The sequence below is a fragment of the Ruminococcus sp. genome (assembly GCF_024684275.1).
Window position 1 is genome coordinate 1 of the sequence record NZ_JAIKXF010000100.1, and the last position, 24,097, is coordinate 24,097.

Consider the following 24,097-nt stretch of genomic DNA (forward strand, 5'->3'; position numbering starts at 1 on the left):
TTTGTCAATGTTTTTTCAGGCAGATCTCTGATCTGTCTTTTCGTCATGCCGTTTTGCTGTAAGTATTAGCAGGAGTTTGTTCGCTTACATACAAACATACTCCTGCTTCTTTATCGTTTTCAGTTAGCTTAATGACATTACGCAAAATCGGGGACTTTCTGCTTTATTCTTCATCGCTGCTGCCGAACAGATCTGTGAAGCAGCTTAACGGCGAGAGCAAACTACCAACAAGCAAACTAAAAGAACATTGAGCAAACGTGAATATGGGACAGTGTAAAACTGCCCCTTACTCTTTTGAAAAAAAGCTCTTGAGAGAACATTTTTCCGAGAGCATTTTATTTAAGTGTTGAATATTTATGGCTTGAGGAGAGACTGATCAGAGCCTTCTGCAAAAATATGATCCCCTCAGAGCAGCACAGCACAAGATGCAGAGCCACGAGGGGATCTTTATCATATAGGAGGTAATTCTATATGTCAGCTGAGCTTGAGAAGCTTTTTCTGTACGCCAAGCGCATCGCTGACTGTTATGCCGTTTCCGGTTTCGGTAACATCGCCGTTGAAGCTTCCAAGTACGGAAAGTTCATATTTATCCGGGTTCGCAAGAGACTGCATTATCTTTACTGTATCAGCCATATCAACACCACCGTCACAGTTTGCATCGCCGCTGCGCTCTACATTCATCTCGCCGAGAAGAGAGGTATACGACTGCAGTTTCTGTTTCTCGTTGAAGAAATCCTCGGAAGTGACCTCGGGATACATCTTTCCTTTGAGCATACAGTAGCATTCTACTATCATTATATCGTAAATGTCACCGCTCTCGCCGTTAAGGCTGTAATCGCAGCTTGTCTCGATATTCCTGATCATATCATCCGTAAGCTTTCTGTCGTAGGATAAACCGGGCGGATCGATAGCCGGACCGTTATACAGGTATGAGGAATAGAGGTTGATATATATGTAATCATATTCATCAAAAACTCCGTCCATATTCACATCGGGCTCAGAACGCTTTCCCTCTTCAACGTCTTTGACATATGGAGAAAAACTCTGAACGTCGGAAGATTATATCAAGGATATGCAGTAAATACCTAAAGAAAAGGTAACATAATGTGCAAAAAAGATTTATTTATATAAATGTATAGACAAAGGAATAAATATATGGTAAAATAAATTTGCTTGCACAGGGAATTCCGCATCATTCGCCGATTTTTCGGACGTTCCTTGTGCTTTAGAGCGTTACAGACAAAAGGGATATTAAAAAACAGGAGGAAAAAAATGACAAGGGATCAAATCCAGACTATTGGTCTTGAGAAGATCAAAAAAATGAGCGTACTTATGATTACAGGCTACGCTGCTATCGTTATTGCGGCGATCATAGGCATTACTGCCTTTATTGTCACAAAATACGATGAGCTGACAAAGGAAAAGGTCAGCTCAATGACTTCAACGCTCAATGTTCAGCTCAAACTGAATCTTGAAGCATATCTCAGCAGAATGGAAACTATCGGAACTCTGGCTTATTCGGTGGATAACGCCTACAGCTACGATGCTTCCGCCCCGGAAAACGATGAATACGAATCCATAAATACAGAAAAGCAGATCGCATCAGATCTCAGCAGCCTGTGTCTTATGGAGAATTTCGTTGACTATGGGATCGTTTATGCAAACAACAAAACCATCGGAAAGGTCTCAAACGGTACTATAAAGCTTTTCGGCGACAAGCTTTACTCTGAGCTTTCCACCATGATCACCCGACGCCGTACTCACGACGGCTGGTTCACGGGCTACGACGGCGACTATGAGCGTATCTACTATGTAAAACAGATGAATGACAATATCATCTTTCTCATCTCGTTCTACACCGCTGAGCTTGATTCCGTCTTTGAGAACCCCGAGAATCTCAAAGATATGGAAATACGACTGACAGACAGCAATTACAGAATGATATACTCATCTGTAAAGGGCGACAGCAGCGGCTCGGTTATCCCCGACAAGCTCCTTGATGACATCAGGGACAAGGACATGGTAGTCATAAACGGACGTGAGAACCTTTCTACCTTAAACACCATAAACGACGACTGGTATATAGTATGCTCAATACCTACAAAGGTCATTCTTAAAGAAGCAATAGATATAAGAAAATATATCTATCTCTTTGCAGGTCTGATAGCTCTGATTGCAGTCTGTGCAGGTGCGCTTTTCGTAAGACGCATGGCTGATCCTATCGGTACAGTTACCTCAGGTCTGTCAGATGAGATAAGCGAGGACGGATTCGAGAATGTACTGGGCAGAAGATTTTTCCGCGACAAGGCTGATAACCTTATGAAGAAAAATCCAAATCAAAGCTATGGAGTCGTGCTCGTTGTAATTAATAATTTCGATGACATCATCGAAAAATTCTATCCGACATTCCCCGAAAAGCAGAAGGGCAAGATGATAACCATATTGAAAGAGGTATTCAGCGATGCCGAATGCATCGGAAGGATCGGAGAGAACTCATTTTCTGTACTGCTAAAAAACAACGAAAAGGACGAAGTTACCTTCCGTGCTGTTTCCGAGAGCAGAGCAAAAGATGTCTGCGATAAGTTCAGAGAGTCGGAATACACAAGCACTATGGGGCTGCTTGAGCTTACTGCGGATTCCGCCGCCGCCTTTGGCAAGGGTGATTTCCGCGAGACATATTATAAAGCATATGCTGCACTTTGTGCTTCCATCAAAAACGATCACAATGTATCAAGTGTGATGTGAGAACGGAGGGCAATGTTTATGAAGATATTCAGAAGAACAGCAGCGCTTATGCTTTGTGCTGCAATGATATTTTCCGCAGGCTGCTCTGAAAAGACTACTATGTCAAGCCAGAAAGCACAGGTGGAAATAGAGTTTTCATGGTGGGGAAATGACGCAAGAAACAGATATACCCTTAAAGCTGTGGAACTGTTCGAGGAGCTGCACCCCGAAATAAGAGTCAAGTGCAGCTATTCCGAATGGTCAGGCTATGAAAACAGAAATAAGATATGGATGGCATCGGATACAGAAGCCGATGTTATGCAGATAAACTACGGCTGGCTCACGGATTATTCAGCCGACGGCATGGGATATTATGATCTGAATGCTCTTTCAAAGTATATCGATCTCTCGAATTTCACTGAAGAACAGCTGAGCTACGGCACGAGAAACGGCGTTCTCAATGCCCTTCCCATAGCCATGAATTCCGAGATGGTCTACATAAATAAGACCATATACGACAGATACGGTGCCGATGTTCCCAAAACATGGGACGACCTGTTCAGAGCGGCTGATGCAATGAGATCTGCAAATATCTATCCGCTCAGCGCTTCAAGCAAGTCAATGTGGCTGTATCTCATTTCATATGCAGAACAGGCACAGGGCAAAAGTATCCTTGATCAGAGCGGCAGTCTTAACTTTACTGAAAAAGATTTTGCAGTAATGATGGATTTCTACAAAAAGCTTGTGGACAGTAAGGTAATGCCCCTTGTTGAGCATTATGAGCGTATAAAGCTGGATAACGAAAATTACGCAGGTTCTGTTGCATGGGTAAGCGACGCTGAAAGCTATTTCGGCGAATCTGTCAGCAAAGAAAGAGAGATAGTAGTTGCAGACCAGACCACGATCAGCGGAAACAATACAGGCGAGGGCTGGTATGCAAAGCCTGCCACCATGTACGCTGTCAGCAAGAACACTGACCGTCCTGCCGAAGCAGGAATGCTCCTTGATTTTCTGCTCAACAGCAGAGAAATGGCTGAGCTTCAGGGCATTGAAAAGGGTATCCCGCTAAGTGCCTCTGCAAGAGAGGTACTCAATGAGCAGGGAATGCTTCAGGGCATACAGTTTGAGGCTTCGGAGAAAATGGCAGAGCATACCCTTCCGCAGCTGTTACCTGTTCTGGAAAACGGCAGGCTGATCGACGATTTCTTTGCAGCTGCAACGGATTATATCTATGAAAAGTCAGATCTTGACAGTACCGCTTCTTCATTCATTGAAAAGGCGAAGAAGGAGTACTTCTGACATTGATCGCTGTTTTAAAAGCACTTCCGAGTTATCGGAAGTGCTTTTTTCTATGTAAACAGCGTGTCCTCAATTGATGTTTTTGTATCACTGTACCAAATATTTCTGATCTCATTTGTAAGATATACCGAAATTTGCGTTATCATGCAGCAATACTGTCATTTCCCGACACATACTCAGTAACAACCAATATCAATGAAATCAATACGTTCAGAGGTAAGTAACCAAATTTTAATATAATTGTTATGTTATATTCGTTGACTTAGTATCAAATAAATGGTATTATATATAAAAACCAACAAAAAAGGAGGAATCTTCCATGAAAAAAGCACTATTAGCAGCCGCTCTCGCAAGTACTCTTATGCTTACAGCCTGCGGCAGCGCCTATAAAAATACCATGTCAGCAGCCGACAAAGCTCCGCGCAACGCAGAGGCTGGCGAGTTCAAAAAAAATAATGACTCGATAGAGCTTGAAACCAACGCTCCCTCTGAGGTCGAAAACCCAGAGCTTACCAATATTGATTACAAACAGTCCGACGTCAAGGTAATAGACACTCAAATGCTGGTATACTCATGCGATATGAGCATTGATGTCCTCGACTTCGATAAGGCAGTCGATCAGGTACACGATTACATCAAAAGCTACAGCGGCTTTATCGAAAATGAAAACTACTCCGACGGCGGCAACACCAGCCAGTGGCTTTACTCCGACGAGCAGAAGTGGAAGAACTTCAATGCTGTTATAAGAGTTCCCAGTGCAAAATACGATGAATTCTGTGAATCAGTTGAGTCGGTAGGCGATATGCGAAGAAAAAATGCCTCTGTAGATAACCTGACCACGGAGTACTCAGACCTGAAAACTACTCTCACCATTTATGAAGCAAAAGAGGATCGCTACCTCGAAATGCTCAAGGAAATAAAGGACCAGAAGCAGGCTGTATCCGTTGAGGAGGAGCTCACCAACATACAGGTGGAGATAGCAAGGATAAAAACTCGTATGAACAGCATAGAAAACGACGTTGCTTACTCATATGTAAACCTCACTCTTAACGAAGTCCGTAAATACTCCGAAAAGCCTGTAGTGAAAAAGACCGATACCTTCGGTCAGAGACTGAGCAACACCCTCTCAAATACATGGAGCACATTCCTCAACTTCCTTGAGGGAGCACTCTTCGTTATTATCAGGGTACTGCCCTATCTGCTGCTCTTTGGTATACTCGCATTTATTATCGTAAAGATAGTGAAGATCATCATAAAGGCAAACGAAAAGTCAAAGAAAAAGCGCTACGAGGAAATGGTAAAAAGCGGTAAAATAAACAACAAGCCCGTATTCCCCAACGGAAATCCTATGCCAATGCAGGTCAATCCGCCTTATCCTGTTCCGCCTGCCCCCATGCCGAATAACCAGCCGATACAGGGCGGCGCTCAGGCTCCCGATCAGCCTGTAAAGCCTAATACCACACCACCAGCCAATACCCCTGACAATGACGACAGCAAGAAATAAAAATAAGTCCCCACAGCGCTTTGTGGGGACTTTCTTATAGAATGACAGCAAAAACTATTCATGATACAAAAAGGCGACCGTTTCCGAATATTCGGAAACGGTCACAAGGCTTTACACTTATAACACCATGCGGCATATCGCTATACAGCCTGCATGGTCTTTTTTATATTGACCTCTCTTCTTTACAATCACATAATACCATACATTTCAACATAAATGTTGTATATTTTGTTAACATTGCACTATTTAGATTAATCTTTGTATACATGAACAATAAGCAACACTTTTATTTGTGAAAGCTGACTAAGCAAAGCCCCGACCTCATGTCGGGGCTTTATCATGGATAACACAATTTTATGTAACGTTTTTATATGATATTTCGGCAGAATTTCAGCCTTTCAGCATATTATAAAGCTCAACGTAATGCTTGCTTTCAAAAAATTGAACATTGTCCACACGCCAGTCATTGTATTCGGGATCAAATATAAGCTTTACCTCTTCGCAATAGCCGTCATCAATATCTTTTACCTCGATATCCCATGCAGGTATATACGCAGTATACGATGTTTCGGTCTTATCTGCGATTATAACAGGATAATCGTCAGAAAAAACGATCGGAAGCTTTCCCCAGCCTGCTGACGGACATAACTGATACAGCTTCCCCCTGTATTCTATCCAGTGCTTCAAATGATCCTTATCAATAGGATCCATATATTCCAGATCGTCAACACCTGTTGCCATTGTATCATCAAATATCTTTTCATACAGGCTTTCAGAGAGAACGCTTCTGCCATAGCGCCTTATATCCTCAAGATTTCCGAATCTGCTGTCTGTAACATGGGCATAATAAGCTATATCTTTTATATTAGGCCAAAGGTCTCCATCAACACTATAATCAGTACACATTATGTTAAGTTCGGGATCGGCTGAAAATTTGATACCGTCTTTATTGTCAGTTTCAATAGTGTATCCCATCGGGAATAATCTCACTGAATCATATTTCTTGTACAATTCCAGAGCGATATTGCCAAGCTCATTATCCACATAGATATTCTCTGCCTCAGGTGCAACAAAGGGCACTGTAGTATATAACGAAGTCTCGGCAGCTGTCTCTGCTGCTATTGTCGTCTGAGTAGTCTTCGTCGTGTTTGTGTTTGCAGCGGTATTCTTCGTCGTGTTTGTTTTTCCGACGGCAGTCACTGTGGCTGTACCTGTAGCAGTAGTTTCCGTCGTATCAACAGTGGTAGTGGTAGCTGTGACCGCAGGCTGGTCAACACCGATTTCGCCGCTCCTGCCTCCGTGTCTGTTCAGCAGAATAACGCTTCCCAGCACTATCCCTGCCACAAGAACCACCGAAGCCGCTGTTGCTAAGGGTGTCAGCCATGCAGGCCGCCTGCTTCGCTCAACTCCGCTGACCTCGTTTTCGGTCATAGTTATATCATTATCTTTCTCTGCTCTGTTTTTATCTTTCTTTTTCATTTTGTATTTCCTTTCTGTCACCGCAAGAAGCCTGTCAAGCTCTTCATCTGTCATCTCGGGACACATATCGGTCAGAATATCCATAGTATCGTCCTCTGCATTGACCAGCTTATCAAAAATATCTTTCTCTTTCACAACTGCTCCTCCCTTCACTCAGTAATACCTATCTCGGCAAGCTTAACGCGAAGCTTTTCCATAGCCCTCGTGCACCTCGACCTCACAGACGAAGCCGTCATTGATACGTTTGCGGCTATTTCATCTGATCTACGGTTATAATAGTATTTTTGTATAAGGATAGTTGCGTCGGGCTCGCCAAGCTCACGTATCTTGCAAAGAAGCAGTCGGCGGAGTTCCGAACCTTCAGCATGAGCCTCAACACTTATATCCGAGGCAAGCCTCTCCATATCCTCATCATCTGTGCTCGCAATATGCTTCTGTGCAGCAGTAAGGCTTCGGAATCTGCCGATAGCCGAACGCTTTGCAACAGTACCTATGAGAGCCTTTATATCGCCCTCAAGAAGCCTGTCATCGTCCAGCTTTATAAATATATCGGCAAAAACGTCGCTGAAGCATTCCTCTATATCCTCACGGGTGCCGCATACTCTGAGCTTATTGAAAATGATAGAATAGACATATCTGCCGTATTCCTGCATGAGCGCCCTGTGACAGTCTGTCACCGATCTTTGATAAAGCGCTTTAAGCTCGCTGCTTGTCATGTTCGTTCCCCCTTTGGTTTATATGATAAGATCGACCTTTCATAAACAACATTCGCATCAGAATGCAAAAGTGCTGCAAGATCTGATATAATTTTTTCATTTACCTTATAATATCATAAAAGTCTTGGAATAGCAAGCTGAGCGGCATTTCTCCCCTGTTCTGCAATACTTTTACACAAAAAAGTAAAAACGGCTGATAATTCAGCCGTTTCTACCATGAACACACTTTCTTATATTTCCTTTTCAATCGTGACCTTTTTTAATGCAGCCGATATGAATATTCATCAGCTGTTTGCCATTTGAACGATATATTCGTCCATTGTGAGCGGTACTGACTTTATTCTGCCGAGAATGTACTTTCTGAGTACGATCACATCAGCAGATGTTACAGAACCGTCTTTAAGAATATCGGCACTTTCAAGCTGAAGATCATTTAGCCTTACCTTACCTGCCAGATACTTATTTATAGTAATGAGGTCAAATGAATTGATCTCTTCATCACCATTGATGTCGCCTGTATCTACAGGAACAGTCTTATATCTCTCAGGGATATACTCGCCTGCGAGGACGCCGCTCTGAGCAGAATCATAGGCTACAAAAAGCTGACACCAGTAATACTTATACTGAGTATTCTCATCAAATCCGCCGCCAACACCGATATGTGTATAATTTGGGTTCATTATGGCAGCCCAGTGCCCGGGAGAGTTTCTCCACTGATCAAAGGTCTGTTCCGCAGTCGGGAAGCCGCCTGCTAGGTTCTCACCCACAACAGAATATGGTATAAGGCTGTCATCTATGATAGTTGCAAAGATATTATCATCATCATCAGGCTTGCCGTCCCATCTCGGGCGCCAGTGGCTGAACTTGGTCATAGATTCTCTTGCCCGCTCACGCGCCTTATCATTAAGGTACGGAACAGCTACCATAGGCTCAAGCCCTTCCTCTGCTCTTGCTTCATTAACAAGAACTATGAGTCTGTCGGAAACTTCCTTTATCTCTTCATCTGAAAGCTGTTTTGCGGCATGAGTTCTGCCCGGGAAACTGAGCAAGGAACAACATACCATAACTGCTGTCATCAGCACCGCTGTCAGTTCGCACCAAAATTTCTTAACATTACTCATACCTGCACCCCCTTTAAATAAGATTTCTTCTGTAATTATATTTTAGCACAAGTAAATATAATTTTAAAGGGGGTTTAGTTCAAATTGGCAGATTTCACAATGAGATTCTACGTTTTGTACAATAAAAATTATACCATTCGTAGATTCAGTCTTTGCTTATCCGAAATATAATTAAGACTTTTGACTATATAGTGTTAATCTTTGTAAATGTTCGCAATTACTTTGCAATTATATCAGCGATCTGTCCGTAATACTTATCGGTTGCCAGGATATTTATCTTGAGATATTCCTCGATGAGGTCGCAGACATCATCTTTTTTTATGATAGCATTTGTGAGAACGTCAACGTGTCCCTCGGGCTCAAGGAACATCTTGCAGGCAAAGTTTGCAGGATCAGCGTTGAAGTCATTTACTAACTTGTAAAGGTCGGGACCGCCCTGCGTGAATGTTGCGATACCTGTGAGAGCAAGGCTGAGAGCTCCGTTTTCCTCATTGTAATGGATAATAACGTAAGGGGTAACGCCCTCATAGTTCGGGAGCTGTGTACGGAATCTTATCATATTTCCGTCGTTCTGATTAAGATCGTAAGATATTCCGCGCTTGTCAAGTATTTCGCGGAAAGCAGCAATTGCCTTGTTTGTGATTTCAATATTTTTTTCCATGATTATTTCCTCCAATCAGGCATTTTTGTTTAAAATGCTATAATTCATTATACCACATAAGTTAATAAATAGCAACAATCGCGGCAAAAAAAGTGGTGCAAATATTTATCTCAGCTCGAAAACGGCGGCTAAGCTCCGCACTTACAGCATATGTCAATAATGGCTTGAAACGGAAAAAGCGCCCGAAGGGGAGCCCGCTCCGGCGAAACGCAGGTTACATTTACGAGACTGTAATTTCAGGCTCGGTAACCATATTTTTCCGCTAAGAGAAGGCGACTGAATCGGACGCTTTGACCTTTAGGGTGGTTTATATGAAAAATGAAGATGTCTTGAACACTATTTTTCTGCTTTTTCTTCTTCCATGTTTGTATTATAGAACATGGATATGTGCATTTTGTGATAGAAAGCTGAATTAAAGAAAAAAACCTCACGGATAAATCGTGAGGTTTTGATGTTTTATTTTTCCATACCCGATACCGTAAAGCTTACTTCGACATTTTTCCACTGTGCAAAGTCATCTCTGCTGACTATCTGTGCAGAGAAGCCGCCGTCGTTTATATCGCTCGGCGAGTTAGTATCACCGTTATTGAACAGAGCTCCCTCAGCGCATTTTGCGTCAGAAGGAAGACTGTCGTCGCTTACCCACTCGTTGAAGATATTGGCGCGCACCGAACCGCTTTCCGTGTTGGTGTAGCACTTTTTCGTGAGAGCAACGTCCTTTCCGTCGACCTTTATGCCCTTGACCGTGATGACTGCATCAGGCATGGTCTTTTCTGCGTCGTCGATTATGACAGCCGCAAAGCCCAATCCCTTTACGGTAAATTCGCCGTTTATATCGCCTGTGGTATCGTATCTGAAGCCGTTGGTATCGGCGGTAACGCTTACGGTATAGTCGCCGTTGCCCTTGATATGGGCGATACCTGCGTCATATGAAAGCTGATTGTTCTTGTTCTCGTCCTTGTCGCCGAGGTACTGCACGTTGAAGCCCTCGTCTGCGATAGCAAGGTAAGCGTCACCCGATACAGCGTCCACTGCGTCCTTTGCGTCAACGCCCTCAACAGACTCCGAGACCGCCTCTGATGCCGCCTCGGGAGCGTTTTTAGTGATGCTTTTTTTGTCCTTTGAGCTGCACGCAGCTGCTGTACCGAGCATTGCGAAAGCTGCCGCAGCCGCCGTTATTTTCCTGATATTCATGTTTTTCCCCTTCGTATACCATTACGACAGCTCAAACATTCCTGTGTAGAGCTGATAGTATTTACCGTTCTGAGCAATGAGCTCATTGTGATTGCCGCGCTCGATTATCCTGCCGTGCTCAAGCACCATGATAGCATGAGAATTGCGTACTGTGGACAGTCTGTGAGCGATAACGAATACCGTTCTGCCCTCCATAAGAGAGTCCATACCCTTTTCGATAAGAGCCTCTGTACGGGTATCGATAGAGCTTGTTGCCTCGTCAAGAATGAGCACGGGCGGATCTGCGACTGCCGCTCTTGCAATAGCAAGGAGCTGTCTCTGTCCCTGCGAGAGATTTGCACCGTCGGCGGTGAGCATGGTGTCATAGCCGTTTTCAAGGTGCTTTATGAAGCTGTCTGCGTTAGCCAGCTTAGCTGCTACATAGACCTCCTCGTCTGTGGCATCCAGCTTACCGTAGCGGATATTCTCCATAACAGTGCCTGTAAACAGGTGGGTATCCTGCAATACTATGGACTGTGAACGGCGCAGGTCGTCCTTCTTTATCTTGTTGATGTTGATGCCGTCGTAGCGTATCTTGCCCTCGGGAACATCGTAGAATCGGTTGATAAGGTTGATGATAGTGGTCTTTCCCGCACCGGTAGAGCCTACAAAGGCTATCTTCTGTCCCGGCTTTGCATAGAGGGAAATGCCGTTGAGAACGGTCTTGTTCGGCTCATAGCCGAATACAACGTCGTCAAACTCCACATTGCCGCGGACTTCCTTATAGGTAACAGTGCCGTCAGCCTTGTGAGGGTGTCTCCAAGCCCAGTGACCTGTGCGCTTGTCGGTCTCCTTGATAGTACCGTCGGGAGATATTTCAGCATTTACAAGAGTTACATAGCCCTCGTCAGCCTCGGGCTCCTCGTCGATGACCTTGAAGATACGCTCTGCACCTGCAAGAGCAGTGAGAACTGAGTTGAACTGCTGAGAAACAGTTGTTATGGGGTGAGAGAATGAACGTGTGAATTGCAGATAGGATACCACAGTACCTATCGTCATGCCGCCTATGCCCTTTACTGCCATTATACCGCCTGCGATAGCTGTAGCGGCATAGTGGATATAGGACAGATTGTTCATTATTGGCATAAGGATATTTGCAAAGGTGTTGGCATGAGTAGCCGCCTTGCAGAGCTCCTCGTTGAGAGCTGCAAATTCCTCGTTTGCCTTTTCCTCGTGACAAAAGACCTTAACGACCTTCTGTCCGTCTATCATTTCCTCGATGTAGCCGTTTACGCCGCCAAGAGCTCTCTGCTGAGCGATGAAGCCCTTGCCGCTCCTTGAGCCCACAAAGCCTATGACTCTGATTATGATGAACAGCATGACTACTACAAGGATAGTAAGTCTCCAGCTGTAGATGAGCATGGCGGTAAATACGCCGATTATGGTTATAGCAGAGCTTATGAACTGTGAGATACTGTTGCTGAGCATTTCGCGGATAGCGTCGGTATCATTGGTATAAAGGCTCATGAGCTCGCCGTGAGTGTGCTTGTCAAAGAAGCGTATAGGGAGCATTTCCATTTTGCAGAAAAGGTCATTTCTTATACGCATGAGGGTAGTGGTGGATATTTTCATCATAAGGCGCATATACAGGAACGATGACAGCGCACCGCAGGCGTATATGATGACCATTGTCACAAGTATGCCGATGAACTTTCCGTACTTCCAGTCCCCTGTTTTAAGGGCGTCCTCGATGTTGTCGATTATGGGCTTGAGCAGGTAATTTCCTGCGATGCCTGCTCCTGAGCTGATAAGTATAGCTATGACCACAAATACGAACTGTACCCTGAAACCGTGCATATAGCTGAAAATACGTTTAAGCGTACCGAAGGTATTTTCGGGCTTTGCCATTGGTCTTTGATTCCTCGGAGGCATTATTCATCAGCTCCTTTCTGCTGTGATTCATATACCTCGCGGTATATCTCACTTTTCTGCATGAGCTCGTCATGGGTGCCCACATCTGTTATCCTGCCGCCGTCCATTACGATAATGCGGTCTGCGTCCATAACAGAGGAAATACGCTGAGCGATGATAATTGTGGTTGTATCGGCAAGATTCTCGCGGAAAGCCTTGCGGATACTGCTGTCTGTAGCTGTATCAACGGCGCTGGTCGAGTCGTCGAGAATGATTATCTTAGGCTTTTTCAGAAGTGCTCTTGCGATACAGAGTCTCTGCTTCTGACCGCCCGAAACATTTACGCCGCCCTGACCTAAGTCAGTGTCATAGCCGTCAGGGAAGCTCATGATAAAATCATGAGCACAGGCTGATCTACAAGCCTTGATTATCTCCTCGTCAGTCGCGTTTTCATCGCCCCAGCGAAGATTATCCCTGATAGTGCCTGAAAAGAGCACATTCTTCTGAAGTACCATAGCTACCTGGTCTCGGAGAGTTTTCAGCGGATAGCTCTTTACGTCACGTCCGCCTACCAGCACTCTGCCTGCTGTTGCATCGTAAAGACGAGGTATAAGCTGCACCAGCGAGGTCTTTGACGAGCCTGTACCGCCGATGATACCGATAGTTTCGCCTGATTCTATACTGAGATTTATGCTGTCGAGGGCAAGATTCTTCATATCATTATAGTAGCTGAAGCTTACGTCCTCGAATATGATAGAGCCGTCATTTGCGGATACCTCGGAATCCTCATTATCCTTTATGGCAGGCTCTTCAATGAGCACCTCATGGATACGCTGTATGGAAGCTCTCGAAACCACGAACATGATAAAGAGCATCGAAAGCATCATGAGTGACATGAGTATCTGTATAACATAGGTGATGAAGCTTGAAAGCTGACCTGTGGCAATATCGCCGTCTACAGCCATATTTCCTCCGAAATAGAGGATAGCCGCAATACTGATGTACATTACAAGCTGCATGATCGGCATACCCATGATGACCAGCTTTTCAGCAGCAAACTGAGCCTTGCGGACTGCCTCGGTATTTTCCTCGAAGTGCTTCTTCTCGTATTCCTCACGGGCAAAAGCCTTTACTACGCGGATACCCACGAGTTTTTCCTGTACCTTGCCGTTCATTGCATCATACTGCCTGAGCATTTTCTCAAAACGCGGGTGCGCCTTTGAGATGATAAAAAGTATTGATGCGCCAAGAATAGGTATTGCAAACAGGAACACTATCGAAAGCCTTGCGTTCTGCTTTACCGCCATAATAGTGGCACATACCAGCATTATGGGTGAGCGGAAAGCCATTCGTATGAACATCATGAATGCATTCTGTATATTCGTAACGTCTGTTGTAAGTCTTGTTGTCAGTGAAGCCGTTGAGAACTTATCCACATTTGCAAAGGAAAAGTCCTGCACCTTGCGGAAAAGTGCGCTTCTGAGATTCTTCGCAAAGCCCATAGCCGCAACTGCACTGAATCGTGCCGCAAGAGCTCCGAAGCAAAGGGAAAACACGGACATAAGCACCATAAGTCCGCCCATTTTTGCAACATAGCCGATATCTCCCTTTTTAATACCGTTGTCGATTATCAGAGCCATTACCGCAGGTATAAGGACCTCCATAGCGACCTCTCCGATAATAGTCACAGGACATAGTATAGCCTGTTTCTTGTACTTTCCGACGTGCGACAAAACTGTTTTGTACATCGGCATTACCCCTTTCTTTCATTTAAAAATAGCCTAATCCTAATTATATCATTTCTGCCCTGCCGTGTCAAATAAGAAGGCAGCGAAAATCGCGCTGTTTACGCCGATTTTTTTGGTCGTTTTTCACTCTGTAAAAGCCGGGCTGCGACTTGACATTCCTCCCATACTATAGTAAAATTAGTCTTGGAGGTGTTCAAATGCTAAATTACAGACCTAAGATGTTCGATGAAGCCTCAAAATCACACGCTTCCAAGAATATCTTCATAATTATCCTTATTTTTATAGCAGTTTTCATAGTTATAGCCATTCTTGAATCAATAATCCCGGGTGTGGTGAGTATAAAGCCCGTACTTGAGGAATTGGCAGATTCAGACCTTGAAGATACTTCTGTACTTTTTGATACAAAAGCGGTAACAGATCTTGCCGCAAGGGTTGCTTCAAAACCGGAGGTAATGATACCTACGATGTTCTCGACGATATTCGGCACTATCTGCTCGCTGATATACTGCCGCTGCATCGAGGTCAGAAAAGTAAGCTCTATGGGAGTAAAAAAGGCTGGTTTTTTCCGTAATTATCTCCCCGGTATCCTTATCGGTCTGGTACTTATGACAGCCGCTGTGCTTCTTGGCGCACTATTTGGTATCCACACCGTTAAGCTCTCGGACGACTTCAATATCGGACTTATAGTTCTTTACTTCTTCGGCTTTATCGTACAGGGAATGAGTGAGGAATTCATTTTCCGCGGCTATTTCATGACGACTATAGGCGGAAGCGGCAAGCACACTCTGGTCGCTGTAGGCATAAGCTCAGTGGCATTCTCGCTTGCACACTTTGGCAACCCGGGCTTCGGACCTCTCGCCTTCTTCAATATTGCCCTTTTCGGTGCATTTGCAGCTCTTTATATGATATTATTCGACAATATCTGGGGAGTATGCGCGATACACTCTATCTGGAACTTCATGCAGGGCAATTTCTACGGGATCAGCGTCAGCGGAACAGGCGATACCACATCGGTTTTCCGCACTGTAGCAAAGAGCTCGTCAACCGTCCTTACAGGCGGAAAGTTTGGCATCGAGGGCAGTATCCTCACCACCATAGTGCTGCTCATCGCTACGGCAGCCGTAGTTTATGGCATATCCAAAAAATCAGCAGCACAGACAGCGGAAGCTCAGACAGAAACAGTAAATGCATAAAAAACAGGCGTGATAGATTCACGCCTGTTTTTTCATTCCTTTGTTGTAAGAATAAGAAGCACAAGATATATCAGCTGTACCGAAAATGCGATTATCATTCCCGCCGAAGTCTTTGCAACGGCAATGCCGCGCCTTGACTGCGCAGGTGTAGAAACAGGAAGCTTACATTCCTTTCTGAACAGCAGCAGCATTACAAAGCCGACTATCCCGAACGCTATTATCATCAGCGATACCATTCCCATCATAACGTCATTTCCCTCAAATGCAGAGATTATCGTCACCATTGTATTTATAAAGATATGCACTACCACAGACGGTATTATGGAATTGTGCTTCATGTCGATATGTCCCATGAATACGCCGATAAGAAATGCCAGCATGAACTGTGGGAGATTTCCGTGGGCAAGTCCGAAGAATACCGCCGAAGCTACTATACCGAAGCGCTGATTGGATTTTGAGAATATCTTCATCAGTGCGCCGCGGAAGAAAAATTCCTCGGTGACAGGTGCGATAATGCAGGTGTAAATAGTCATTATCGCAAAGCCCAGCCCTGTTTTACCATAGTCGTTGTCCGTTACCTCAGTCGTGAAGCCGTACTGAGACACGATGTCCTCTATTCCTGAGGAGATATACGCCGCAGACACCCAGATAAACAGTCCTGCGAGGCAATGCATCACCGCATCATAGAAGTGATAATCCCGAGTCTTTATCAGAGACGAGGGCTTTATTTTTGCCCATTTCAGCCCGATAAAGCCGAAGCCTACGTTTGCGGCAAGAAATGTGAGCATATTTATCGCCACGAATATGGCGCCCTTAGTCATATAATGTGAGATAGCACCCGAGGATACTCCTGAATTCATGACGCCGAGCAGCGCGGTAACTGCCACAATCAGCACAGCTGCCAGCGCATTTGAGCCGAGGAACTGGAAAAGCGCCGTAAATCCGCCGATATTGTAGAATCTCCTGATAGCGTTTTTTTCCACCTTAGCAGGCTCAAAGGGCACTGAAAACTCGGGCATCGTTATCCACGGAAGTATTTCCGAGTAGTCGTCCCTGTACCAGTGGAATTCCGTAGGATTATCAAATGGATCATAGCTGTCCGTTTTTGTGGACTCTCTGTACTCTCTTTCCTTAGCTTCAAGCTGCTTGGTGAGGTTATATATCTCATGGTTAAGTGCGGCATATTCCGCACTGTAGCCCTGTGTTTCATTCATTTCCGTAAGCTATCCCTGCCTTTCGTTATATATCTGATTTACATTTTACCATAAAACAGCACGAAAGTAAAGAGAAAAGCTCAATATTTCATCAGAGGCACAAAATATCCAGTCCCTGTGCACTTTCAGCGGTAAAGGGCTTGTCCGTGCCTGTAACGGTGAGCTTTATCTGATTTCCGCTTCGTACAGCCTTTATTTCCGCTTCAAGCGCGCCTTTGCGGTCGTATACAGCGGTCTCAGCCGAAGCACCGTCCTCAATGCCGTATATCACTATCCTCATTCCGTCTGCATAGTCGTAGTCCGCAGTATCCTTGAACTTACCGTAGACTATGACAGAATTCGGCTTTGCATAGAGAGGAAGCCCGAAATAATCGTACTTCTTCGTGTACCAGCTTCCGCCGCTGAGAGTCTCGCCTGTCTGTATATCCGTCCATGTACCCCCAGTGGGCAGGTAGAAGCTGCACTCGCCGTCTTCACTGAAAACAGGAGCCACAAGCAGCGAATCTCCCAGCATATACTGAGTATCCACGGTAAGGGCACTGCGGTCATATCCGAAATCCACAGCCATTGCTCTCATCACAGGAACTCCCGTGAGATGAGCTTTTACGGCATTTGCCCAGATATATGGCATAAGCCTGCCCTTCAGCTCTGTGAAATGCCTTGCCACATCGCAGCTCTCATCGTCAAAGTGCCACGGCACTCTGTAGGAGCTGTTTCCGTGGTATCGGGAATGTGTGGACATAAGCCCGAAGGCTGTCCAGCGCTTGTAGAGGTCGGGAGTTCCCGTTGCCTCAAAGCCGCTTATATCGTGGGAAAAGAAGCCAAAGCCCGACATACAAAGTGAAAGTCCGCCTCGGAGAGTCTCGCTCATGGACTCATATGAGGAGAAGCAGTCTCCGCCCCAGTGTACTGGGAACTGCTGACAGCCTGCTGTAGCTGCACGGGCAAAGAGACAAGCGCTTCCGTTGGCGGCTTCAAGCGCCTCAAAAACCGTCTTATTGTAGATATAAGCATAATAATTGTGCATTTTATATGGATCAGAGCCGTCAAAGTACTCCACATCTGTGGGGATTCGCTCGCCGAAATCTGTCTTTATGGCGTCCACGCCCATTTTTGCAAGGTGCTTTATCTTATCTGCGAACCAGCTTCGCGCCTTGGGGTTGGTGAAGTCGATTATGCTCATTCCCGGCTGCCACATATCGCACCGGAATACCGAGCCGCCCCTGTTTTTCAGGAAATATCCCTTGTCAAGGCACTCGCGGAACGCAGGAGAGCGCTGTCCGATATACGGGTTTATCCACACGCATATCCTTACGCCTTTTGCTTTAAGGCGGCGTATCATAGCCTTTGGATCGGCGAATTTCCTGTCGTCCCATTCAAAGCCGCACCACTGGAACTCCTTCATCCAGAAGCAGTCGAAGTGGAAAACATCAAGGGGGATATTCCTGCGCTTCATCTCGTCAATAAAGAAGCTGACAGTCTTTTCGTCGTACTCCGTGGTGAACGAGGTAGACAGCCACAGCCCGAAGGACCAGGGCGGCGGCAGGGCAGATCTGCCTGTGAGAGCGGTATACCGCTCGATAACGCCGGCTATGGACTCTCCTCCGAAAAGAAAGTATTCAAGGCGCTCGCCCTGTACCGAAAACGCTGTTTTCGACACGGTCTCGCTGCCCACCTCAAAGCTTACACGCTCGGGGTGATCGACAAAAACGCCGTAATTACGGGAAGATACAAAAAACGGTACGGACTTGTAGCTCTGTTCGGTGCAGGTGCCGCCGTCGTTGTTCCATACCTCAACGGTCTGTCCGTTTTTCACGAACGAGGTAAACTTCTCGCCAAAGCCGTAGATGTACTCCCCTACGGCAAGGTTCAGCATCTCACGGATATGGGTATTGCCGCCGTTGTCCCACCTCTCGAAAAAGCGCTGTTCAGCCTCGGCGGACTCACGGGCTTTTCTGTGCCACTGTTCCTCTTCGATCATTGAGGTGGTGCGCCAGCCCGACTTTGTGAGGAGCCTGTCCCCGTACCAGTATGAGATGTCCCACTCCTTTTTGTTCCTGCCGATACGCACCGATGTTCTGCCCGATATGAGCTCCCAGCCGCTGCGGCGCTTCTTTATCACAGGCTTGAAGCCCTTGTCCTCATTGAGGTCAAAGGCAGGAGCGCTTATTTTTTCGCCGCTGAAATGCTCTATTGTGACCTTTATGCTGTTTTCAAGGGTGGAAGTGAACCTCACCGTGAAAACAGGTCCGCCCAGCGTCATGCCCCTGTTTGCGATAAACTGTGAAGAAGCATAGACTGTAATAGAATTTTCGTCGGCTTCTGTATCATATATCTGCACAGCCCAGCTGACATTATAGCCTGTCTTACTTAGCCAGTATCCGTCGGAGATCTTCATTCTCTCAGCTCCTTTGTCGATGTTAAACTTATAATAACATTTTTTTCGTTCAATTTCAATGGAGCACCGTTTTTATATTCAAAAAATCCACCTGTCCGTTTTTTTACAAATGGTAATCTTAAAAATGATTTTTCCGGCACGGATATGACAGTTTATGCTTTGAATCGTCATTTCTGACTGCAAGCGTAATTTTGCCGAAATATAAAGAAACCCTCTGTTTTACGCAAAAGTTGTTATTTCATAGTATGCAGAAAATATAACATATCGCGCATAATATAACAAATTTTCACAAGTTGTTGTTTTATGCTAAAAATAGTAACTTGTTTACCGCAATTTTAAGAAAGTGCGCAATTTTTGGGCATTTTCTGCGTTTTGTACACCTAATCTTTATTTTTTAGGTTGCAATCTTTAATATATTAGGGTACAATGAGTGTAACAGCATAAAATGATATAAAATATATCATTACGTTGAACGAAAAATATACATTATTATAATGAGGAGGAGAATGTAAATGAAAGTTAAAAAACTGATTGCAAGCCTGACGGCTGCAAGCTGCCTTTCAGGGGTTTTGTCCACCATGCCCGACGTAATAATGCACACTTATGCTGCAGAGATCGTTGCAAATGATTTCGAGTGCAGTTACGAAGGCTGGTACAATGAAGCTGACTACACCGAGCTTATTGCTCAGCCCGGAGGCGGCGTTGATTCTTCACGAGGCATGAAGATCACAGGCCGTCTTGACAAGGAGGACGGTGTAGCTTCTTCAAAGGGACTTTACCTTTTCGGCGGCGACAAGTATACCTACAGCGTTAAGGTGTACAGCGAGACCGCTCAGAAGTTCCACTTCACACTTCTTACTATCGACGCTGAAACAGGCGAGGAAAGAACTGTTGAACTGGATTCCAAGAAGGCAAAGGCAGGCGAGTGGACAGAGCTCAATGGTACTGACACAGCTTCTAAGGCGAGCTATGAGTACAAGCTCAGGATCTACTCAGATTCTACAGACGATTTCTATTTCGATGATTTCCTTATCACAGGCGACAAGGCAGCTAATGAGGCACACGCTGCTCCTTCCGGCAAGGGACTCAAGGACGAATTCGCAAAGTACTTCCGCGTAGGTAATATCCTCAACGGCGGTACTGTAACAAACAGCGGTATCACAGGTATTATCCTGAAGGATCACAACGCTATCGAGTGCGAGAACGAGACAAAGCCTGACGCTACTATCGTTCAGAACGGCTCAACAGATACAAACGTTAAGGTTTCTCTCAGCCGCTGCGCTGCTATCTGTGACTTTGCTTCAAAGAACAACATCGCATTCAGAGGTCATACTCTCGTATGGCACAGCCAGACTCCTGAGTGGTTCTTCAAGCAGGGCTTCAACAATAACAACGGCTATGTAAATTCTTCCACTATGGATCAGCGTATGGAAAGCTACATCAAGAATATGTTTGCAGCTTACAAGTCGCAGTATCCTCAGCTCAACCTCTTTGCATACGACGTTTGTAACGAGGTAATCAACGACGGTACTGCTAACCAGGGCGGTCTCAGACCTACAAACGGCACAAACGGTCAGAACGGCTCATCTGCTTGGGTAAGAGTTTACGGAAACAACAGCTTCGTTGAAAAGGCTTTCACCTATGCAAGAAAGTACGCTCCCGAGGGCTGTCAGCTCTTCTACAACGACTATAACGAGTTCGCTAACGACAAGCAGAACTGTATCATCAATACTATCCTCAAACCTCTCAAGGCAAAGGGACTCATTGACGGTATGGGTATGCAGTCTCACCTCAACTGCGCTGCAAGCAACGCATGGGGCGATACAAACTCTTACCTCGCTGCTATGGATAAGTACCTCAACCTCGGTCTCGATGTTCAGGTAACAGAGCTCGACCTCTCAACTGAGGGCGGCAAGTACTCAATGACAGACCAGGCTAACAAGTACAAGGCTATCTTCAAACACGCTATGGACTGGAATAAAAACCATCCAAACGGACCTTTCGTATCACTCGTTCAGGTCTGGGGACCAAACGACAACAACTCATGGGTCGGTACAGATAAGTCAAGCGGCAGAAGCAACGCTCCTCTCCTGTACAACGGAAGCAACCAGCCTAAGGAAGCTTACAGCGCTATAACAAGCCTCGTTTCCGACAGCGACTGGGGAACAGGTATCCCGTACACAGGTCCAAGAGCTAACGGCGGCGGTACTTATGTTCCACCCGATCCGCCTAAGGCTGACGAGAACGGCTACTGGTTCCACAACACATTCGAGAGCTCAACAGAGAGCTGGACAGGCAGAGGCTCAGCTTCAGTCGATACCAGCGGCTCAGCTAAGTACGCAGGCAGCAAGTCTCTCTACTGCTCAGGCCGTGAGGCTTCATGGAACGGCGCTTCTTACGCTCTTGATTCACAAGCATTCGAGCCCGGCAAGTCATACAGCTTCTCTGTAAATGCTATGACTCAGGACGGCGACGATACAACAGAATTCAAGTTCACTCTCCAGTACTCAGACGGTACTGAAACACAGTATTCAGAGATCGCTAAGGCTTCTGCTCCTAAGGGCGAGTGGGTTCAGCTTGCAAATACAAGCTACACTATCCCTGCAGGCGCTACAGATATGCAGATCTATGTTGAAACAACAGACGAAAATAACTTCGTAAGCTTCTACATCGACGAGGCTATCGGTGCTGTTGACGGCACAGTTATCGACGGTGCAGGTCAGCCTAAGGTTCGTACAGTCATCCTCGGCGACATCAACTTCGATGAGCGCATCGACTCATTCGACCTCGTTGCTGCAAGAAAGGGACTCATTGCAGGCGGCTATAACGACTCAATGACTCAGAAGGCAGCAGACGTAAACCAGAACAAGGAATTCAATGTTGCAGACCTCCTTCTCCTTCAGGAATACGTTCTCGGCAAGAGAGACGAATTCCCTGTTGAGAAGCCAGCAACTCCTGTAGTTGACCTTCAGTCTCTCGGTCAGAAGTTCGGCAGCGTTTCACTGGCTGATTCCTATAAGAAAGACGGCGAGAATAACCCACTGTACACCCAGCGTTTCGGCGCAGACCCGGGCTGGCTCGTATATGACGGCAGACTCTACGTTTACACAACAGCTGATGAATTCGCATACAAGAATAACCAGATGATCGAAAATGATTATTCTTCAGGCTATATCAACTGCTTATCAACAGCAGACCTCGTAAACTGGACAGACCACGGTCAGATCCCTGTTGCAAAAACAAGAGTAAGCGGTACACCTATTGCAAAATGGGCTAATAACGCATGGGCTCCTGATGCTGCATGGAAGAAGATCAACGGTCAGGACAAGTTCTTCCTTTACTTCGCAAACAACGGTTCAGGTATCGGCGTTATCACAGCTGATGACCCGACATTCACAAAGAATGTTAAGGATCCTCTCGGACATGAGCTCATTTCCAGAAGCACTCCTAACAGCAACGTAACATGGCTCTTCGATCCCGGCGTTTACTATGATCCTGATACAGACACAGGTATCATCGCATACGGCGGCGGTGTTCCAAGCGGACAGGCTGCTCAGACAAAGCAGGGACGTATCGCTAAGCTGGGCTCTGACATGATCTCAATTTCCGGTACACCTATCGATCCTGGTACACCTTACCTCTTTGAGGACTCAAGCATGATCAAGATCGGCAACACTTGGTATTATTCATTCTGCCACAACTGGAATGTTCCGGGTGGTACAAGTGTAAACGGCAATTCCTTCAGCAATGCCGATATCGGTTACATGACATCAACAAATCCGCTCAGCGGATACCAGTATCAGGGTGTTGTATTCAAGAACACAGGTACACAGAGACTTGACAACGGCGGTAACAACCACCACTCAATTATCGAATTCAAGGGCGGCTACTATGTACTTTATCACTCACGTCAGCTTGAGATGCGTATGGGCGTCAACGGCGGCAAGGGTCTTAACTACAGATCACCCTGTATCGATAAGGCAACTTTAAGTAACGGAAAGATCACTTGTAACGGTTCACAGAACGGTGTAAGCCAGATCGAGAACCTCGATCCTACAAAGACAGTTCGTGCAGCTACAATGTCCAACCAGTCAAAGAGCATCAGCGTAAGCGGTGTTGGCAACTCAACTGTAAACTTCAAGAAGGGCGAGTGGGCTAAGGTAAGCAAGGTCGACTTCTCTAACGTAACAGGAACTCTTACAGCTAAGGCTTCCTCACAGAGCGGCGCTATGATCAAGCTCATGACAGGTTCAAGAACAAACGGTACAGTAATCGGTTATATCGAAGTTCCGGCAGGCGGAATGACAGATATCACAACCGGTCTCGACAATATCCCAAGCGGTGCAGAGGACCTCTACTTCATCGCTAACGGCGATCTCAGCTTCGATAGCTGGTCAATGTCATAATTCTTTTCGTTGTTGATCTGTGCGGTGCATCTGCACAAAACGCACCGCACAGGTTGATATAATTCCAAAACTTTATTGTAAGGGACAAATCAGAACAGGAAAGCCGTGCTTAGGCAGCACGGCTTTCTTGTTGCTATACGCAAAAAGGAGTACCTCGCGGTACTCCTTTTTTATACATTGAATATATCATCATAGCTCACACCGAGCAGCTTTTTCAGTAGAATTATTTCATCGGGATAGAGGTGCCGCTGTCCCACTTCTATCTTTGCAAGAGCGCTTCGGGTTATGTCACAGCCGTTGACCTGTAAGCGCGCAGAGAGCTGTTCCTGCGTAATATCGGCTTTCTCACGAAGCCGCCTTATATTCGCTCCTACTGCCTTTTCCACCGCTTTATTCATAGTGCACAAATCCTCCAGTTAAATTTCTGCACTAAAATAAGTGCAAAACTGTTGATTTTATTATATCCATATGTTATAATAAAATTGCACCTAAATAGGTGCAAAATATGTAAAACCACCATTAAGGAGGATATGAATATGGCAAACAGAAT

Annotated in this window: 16 protein-coding genes; 5 read left to right on the plus strand and 11 right to left on the minus strand. The window is 45.6% G+C overall.

What is annotated here, in order from left to right:
* Positions 1 to 474 precede the first annotated feature (474 nt).
* Positions 475 to 984, minus strand: a complete 510-nt coding sequence (locus K5677_RS11765) for a hypothetical protein (RefSeq protein ID WP_296728260.1) — start codon at positions 982 to 984, stop codon at positions 475 to 477.
* Between the two features lie 288 nt (positions 985 to 1,272).
* Here K5677_RS11765 and K5677_RS11770 point away from each other — a divergent pair, with 288 nt between their 5' ends.
* The 3 genes from K5677_RS11770 (at position 1,273) to K5677_RS11780 (ending at position 5,527) form a co-directional block, all read left to right on the plus strand.
* Positions 1,273 to 2,745, plus strand: a complete 1,473-nt coding sequence (locus K5677_RS11770) for a diguanylate cyclase (protein ID WP_296728262.1) — start codon at positions 1,273 to 1,275, stop codon at positions 2,743 to 2,745.
* Positions 2,746 to 2,763: 18 nt separating this feature from the next.
* On the plus strand, positions 2,764 to 4,023 hold the full coding sequence (locus tag K5677_RS11775) for an ABC transporter substrate-binding protein (RefSeq protein WP_296728263.1): 1,260 nt from the start codon (positions 2,764 to 2,766) through the stop codon (positions 4,021 to 4,023).
* Between the two features lie 319 nt (positions 4,024 to 4,342).
* Entirely contained in the window at positions 4,343 to 5,527 is a 1,185-nt protein-coding gene (locus K5677_RS11780) for a DUF4349 domain-containing protein (protein ID WP_296728266.1), read from the plus strand.
* Between the two features lie 390 nt (positions 5,528 to 5,917).
* On the opposite strand, the gene K5677_RS11785 is transcribed toward K5677_RS11780, so the two are convergent.
* The 7 genes from K5677_RS11785 to K5677_RS11815 all read right to left on the minus strand — a co-directional run bounded on the left by K5677_RS11785 (position 5,918) and on the right by K5677_RS11815 (position 14,336).
* Entirely contained in the window at positions 5,918 to 7,141 is a 1,224-nt protein-coding gene (locus K5677_RS11785) for a hypothetical protein (protein ID WP_296728268.1), read from the minus strand.
* Between the two features lie 14 nt (positions 7,142 to 7,155).
* Positions 7,156 to 7,722 carry a sigma-70 family RNA polymerase sigma factor gene (locus K5677_RS11790; RefSeq protein WP_296728270.1) on the minus strand — a complete coding sequence of 189 codons (567 nt, stop codon included), beginning with the start codon at positions 7,720 to 7,722 and terminating at the stop codon, positions 7,156 to 7,158.
* 284 nt (positions 7,723 to 8,006) lie between these two features.
* On the minus strand, positions 8,007 to 8,843 hold the full coding sequence (locus K5677_RS11795; RefSeq protein WP_296728272.1) for a CAP domain-containing protein: 837 nt from the start codon (positions 8,841 to 8,843) through the stop codon (positions 8,007 to 8,009).
* A 217-nt stretch (positions 8,844 to 9,060) separates the two neighbouring features.
* A complete protein-coding gene (locus K5677_RS11800; protein WP_296728273.1) occupies positions 9,061 to 9,504 on the minus strand; it encodes a hypothetical protein in 444 nt (147 codons plus the stop codon).
* Between the two features lie 456 nt (positions 9,505 to 9,960).
* Positions 9,961 to 10,698 carry a hypothetical protein gene (locus tag K5677_RS11805; RefSeq protein WP_296728275.1) on the minus strand — a complete coding sequence of 246 codons (738 nt, stop codon included), beginning with the start codon at positions 10,696 to 10,698 and terminating at the stop codon, positions 9,961 to 9,963.
* Positions 10,699 to 10,719: 21 nt separating this feature from the next.
* On the minus strand, positions 10,720 to 12,609 hold the full coding sequence (locus K5677_RS11810; RefSeq protein WP_296728277.1) for an ABC transporter ATP-binding protein: 1,890 nt from the start codon (positions 12,607 to 12,609) through the stop codon (positions 10,720 to 10,722).
* On the minus strand, positions 12,609 to 14,336 hold the full coding sequence (locus tag K5677_RS11815; RefSeq protein ID WP_296728280.1) for an ABC transporter ATP-binding protein: 1,728 nt from the start codon (positions 14,334 to 14,336) through the stop codon (positions 12,609 to 12,611). Before K5677_RS11815 ends, K5677_RS11810 begins: the two co-directional genes overlap by 1 nt.
* 197 nt (positions 14,337 to 14,533) lie before the next feature.
* Here K5677_RS11815 and K5677_RS11820 point away from each other — a divergent pair, with 197 nt between their 5' ends.
* Complete coding sequence (locus K5677_RS11820) at positions 14,534 to 15,529, plus strand: CPBP family intramembrane metalloprotease (RefSeq protein WP_296728282.1); 996 nt, start codon at positions 14,534 to 14,536, stop codon at positions 15,527 to 15,529.
* 32 nt (positions 15,530 to 15,561) lie between these two features.
* Here K5677_RS11820 and K5677_RS11825 read toward each other — a convergent pair whose 3' ends face one another.
* Together K5677_RS11825 and yicI are read right to left on the minus strand one after the other, a co-directional pair.
* Positions 15,562 to 16,743, minus strand: a complete 1,182-nt coding sequence (locus K5677_RS11825; protein ID WP_296728284.1) for a CPBP family intramembrane metalloprotease — start codon at positions 16,741 to 16,743, stop codon at positions 15,562 to 15,564.
* A gap of 91 nt (positions 16,744 to 16,834) precedes the next feature.
* A complete protein-coding gene (gene yicI, locus K5677_RS11830; RefSeq protein ID WP_296728285.1) occupies positions 16,835 to 19,141 on the minus strand; it encodes an alpha-xylosidase in 2,307 nt (768 codons plus the stop codon).
* A gap of 512 nt (positions 19,142 to 19,653) precedes the next feature.
* Between yicI and K5677_RS11835 the strand changes: the two genes are divergently transcribed.
* Complete coding sequence (locus tag K5677_RS11835) at positions 19,654 to 23,547, plus strand: endo-1,4-beta-xylanase (protein ID WP_296728288.1); 3,894 nt, start codon at positions 19,654 to 19,656, stop codon at positions 23,545 to 23,547.
* 170 nt (positions 23,548 to 23,717) lie between these two features.
* Here the strand turns inward: K5677_RS11835 and K5677_RS11840 are convergent, their stop codons facing one another.
* Positions 23,718 to 23,945, minus strand: coding sequence for a helix-turn-helix transcriptional regulator (locus K5677_RS11840; RefSeq protein WP_296728290.1), 228 nt, complete (start codon positions 23,943 to 23,945; stop codon positions 23,718 to 23,720).
* Positions 23,946 to 24,097 lie beyond the last annotated feature (152 nt).

Bases quoted from the DNA above. Each gene is read 5' to 3' on its own strand.
- K5677_RS11825 (WP_296728284.1), bottom strand. From the start codon at position 16,743: ATGAATGAAACACAGGGCTACAGTGCGGAATATGCCGCACTTAACCAT.
- K5677_RS11835 (WP_296728288.1), top strand. From the start codon at position 19,654: ATGAAAGTTAAAAAACTGATTGCAAGCCTGACGGCTGCAAGCTGCCTT.
- K5677_RS11790 (WP_296728270.1), bottom strand. From the start codon at position 7,722: ATGACAAGCAGCGAGCTTAAAGCGCTTTATCAAAGATCGGTGACAGAC.
- K5677_RS11810 (WP_296728277.1), bottom strand. From the start codon at position 12,609: ATGCCTCCGAGGAATCAAAGACCAATGGCAAAGCCCGAAAATACCTTC.
- K5677_RS11805 (WP_296728275.1), bottom strand. From the start codon at position 10,698: ATGAATATCAGGAAAATAACGGCGGCTGCGGCAGCTTTCGCAATGCTC.
- K5677_RS11820 (WP_296728282.1), top strand. From the start codon at position 14,534: ATGCTAAATTACAGACCTAAGATGTTCGATGAAGCCTCAAAATCACAC.
- K5677_RS11815 (WP_296728280.1), bottom strand. From the start codon at position 14,336: ATGTACAAAACAGTTTTGTCGCACGTCGGAAAGTACAAGAAACAGGCT.
- yicI (WP_296728285.1), bottom strand. From the start codon at position 19,141: ATGAAGATCTCCGACGGATACTGGCTAAGTAAGACAGGCTATAATGTC.
- K5677_RS11795 (WP_296728272.1), bottom strand. From the start codon at position 8,843: ATGAGTAATGTTAAGAAATTTTGGTGCGAACTGACAGCGGTGCTGATG.
- K5677_RS11780 (WP_296728266.1), top strand. From the start codon at position 4,343: ATGAAAAAAGCACTATTAGCAGCCGCTCTCGCAAGTACTCTTATGCTT.
- K5677_RS11765 (WP_296728260.1), bottom strand. From the start codon at position 984: ATGGACGGAGTTTTTGATGAATATGATTACATATATATCAACCTCTAT.
- K5677_RS11770 (WP_296728262.1), top strand. From the start codon at position 1,273: ATGACAAGGGATCAAATCCAGACTATTGGTCTTGAGAAGATCAAAAAA.
- K5677_RS11775 (WP_296728263.1), top strand. From the start codon at position 2,764: ATGAAGATATTCAGAAGAACAGCAGCGCTTATGCTTTGTGCTGCAATG.
- K5677_RS11840 (WP_296728290.1), bottom strand. From the start codon at position 23,945: ATGAATAAAGCGGTGGAAAAGGCAGTAGGAGCGAATATAAGGCGGCTT.
- K5677_RS11800 (WP_296728273.1), bottom strand. From the start codon at position 9,504: ATGGAAAAAAATATTGAAATCACAAACAAGGCAATTGCTGCTTTCCGC.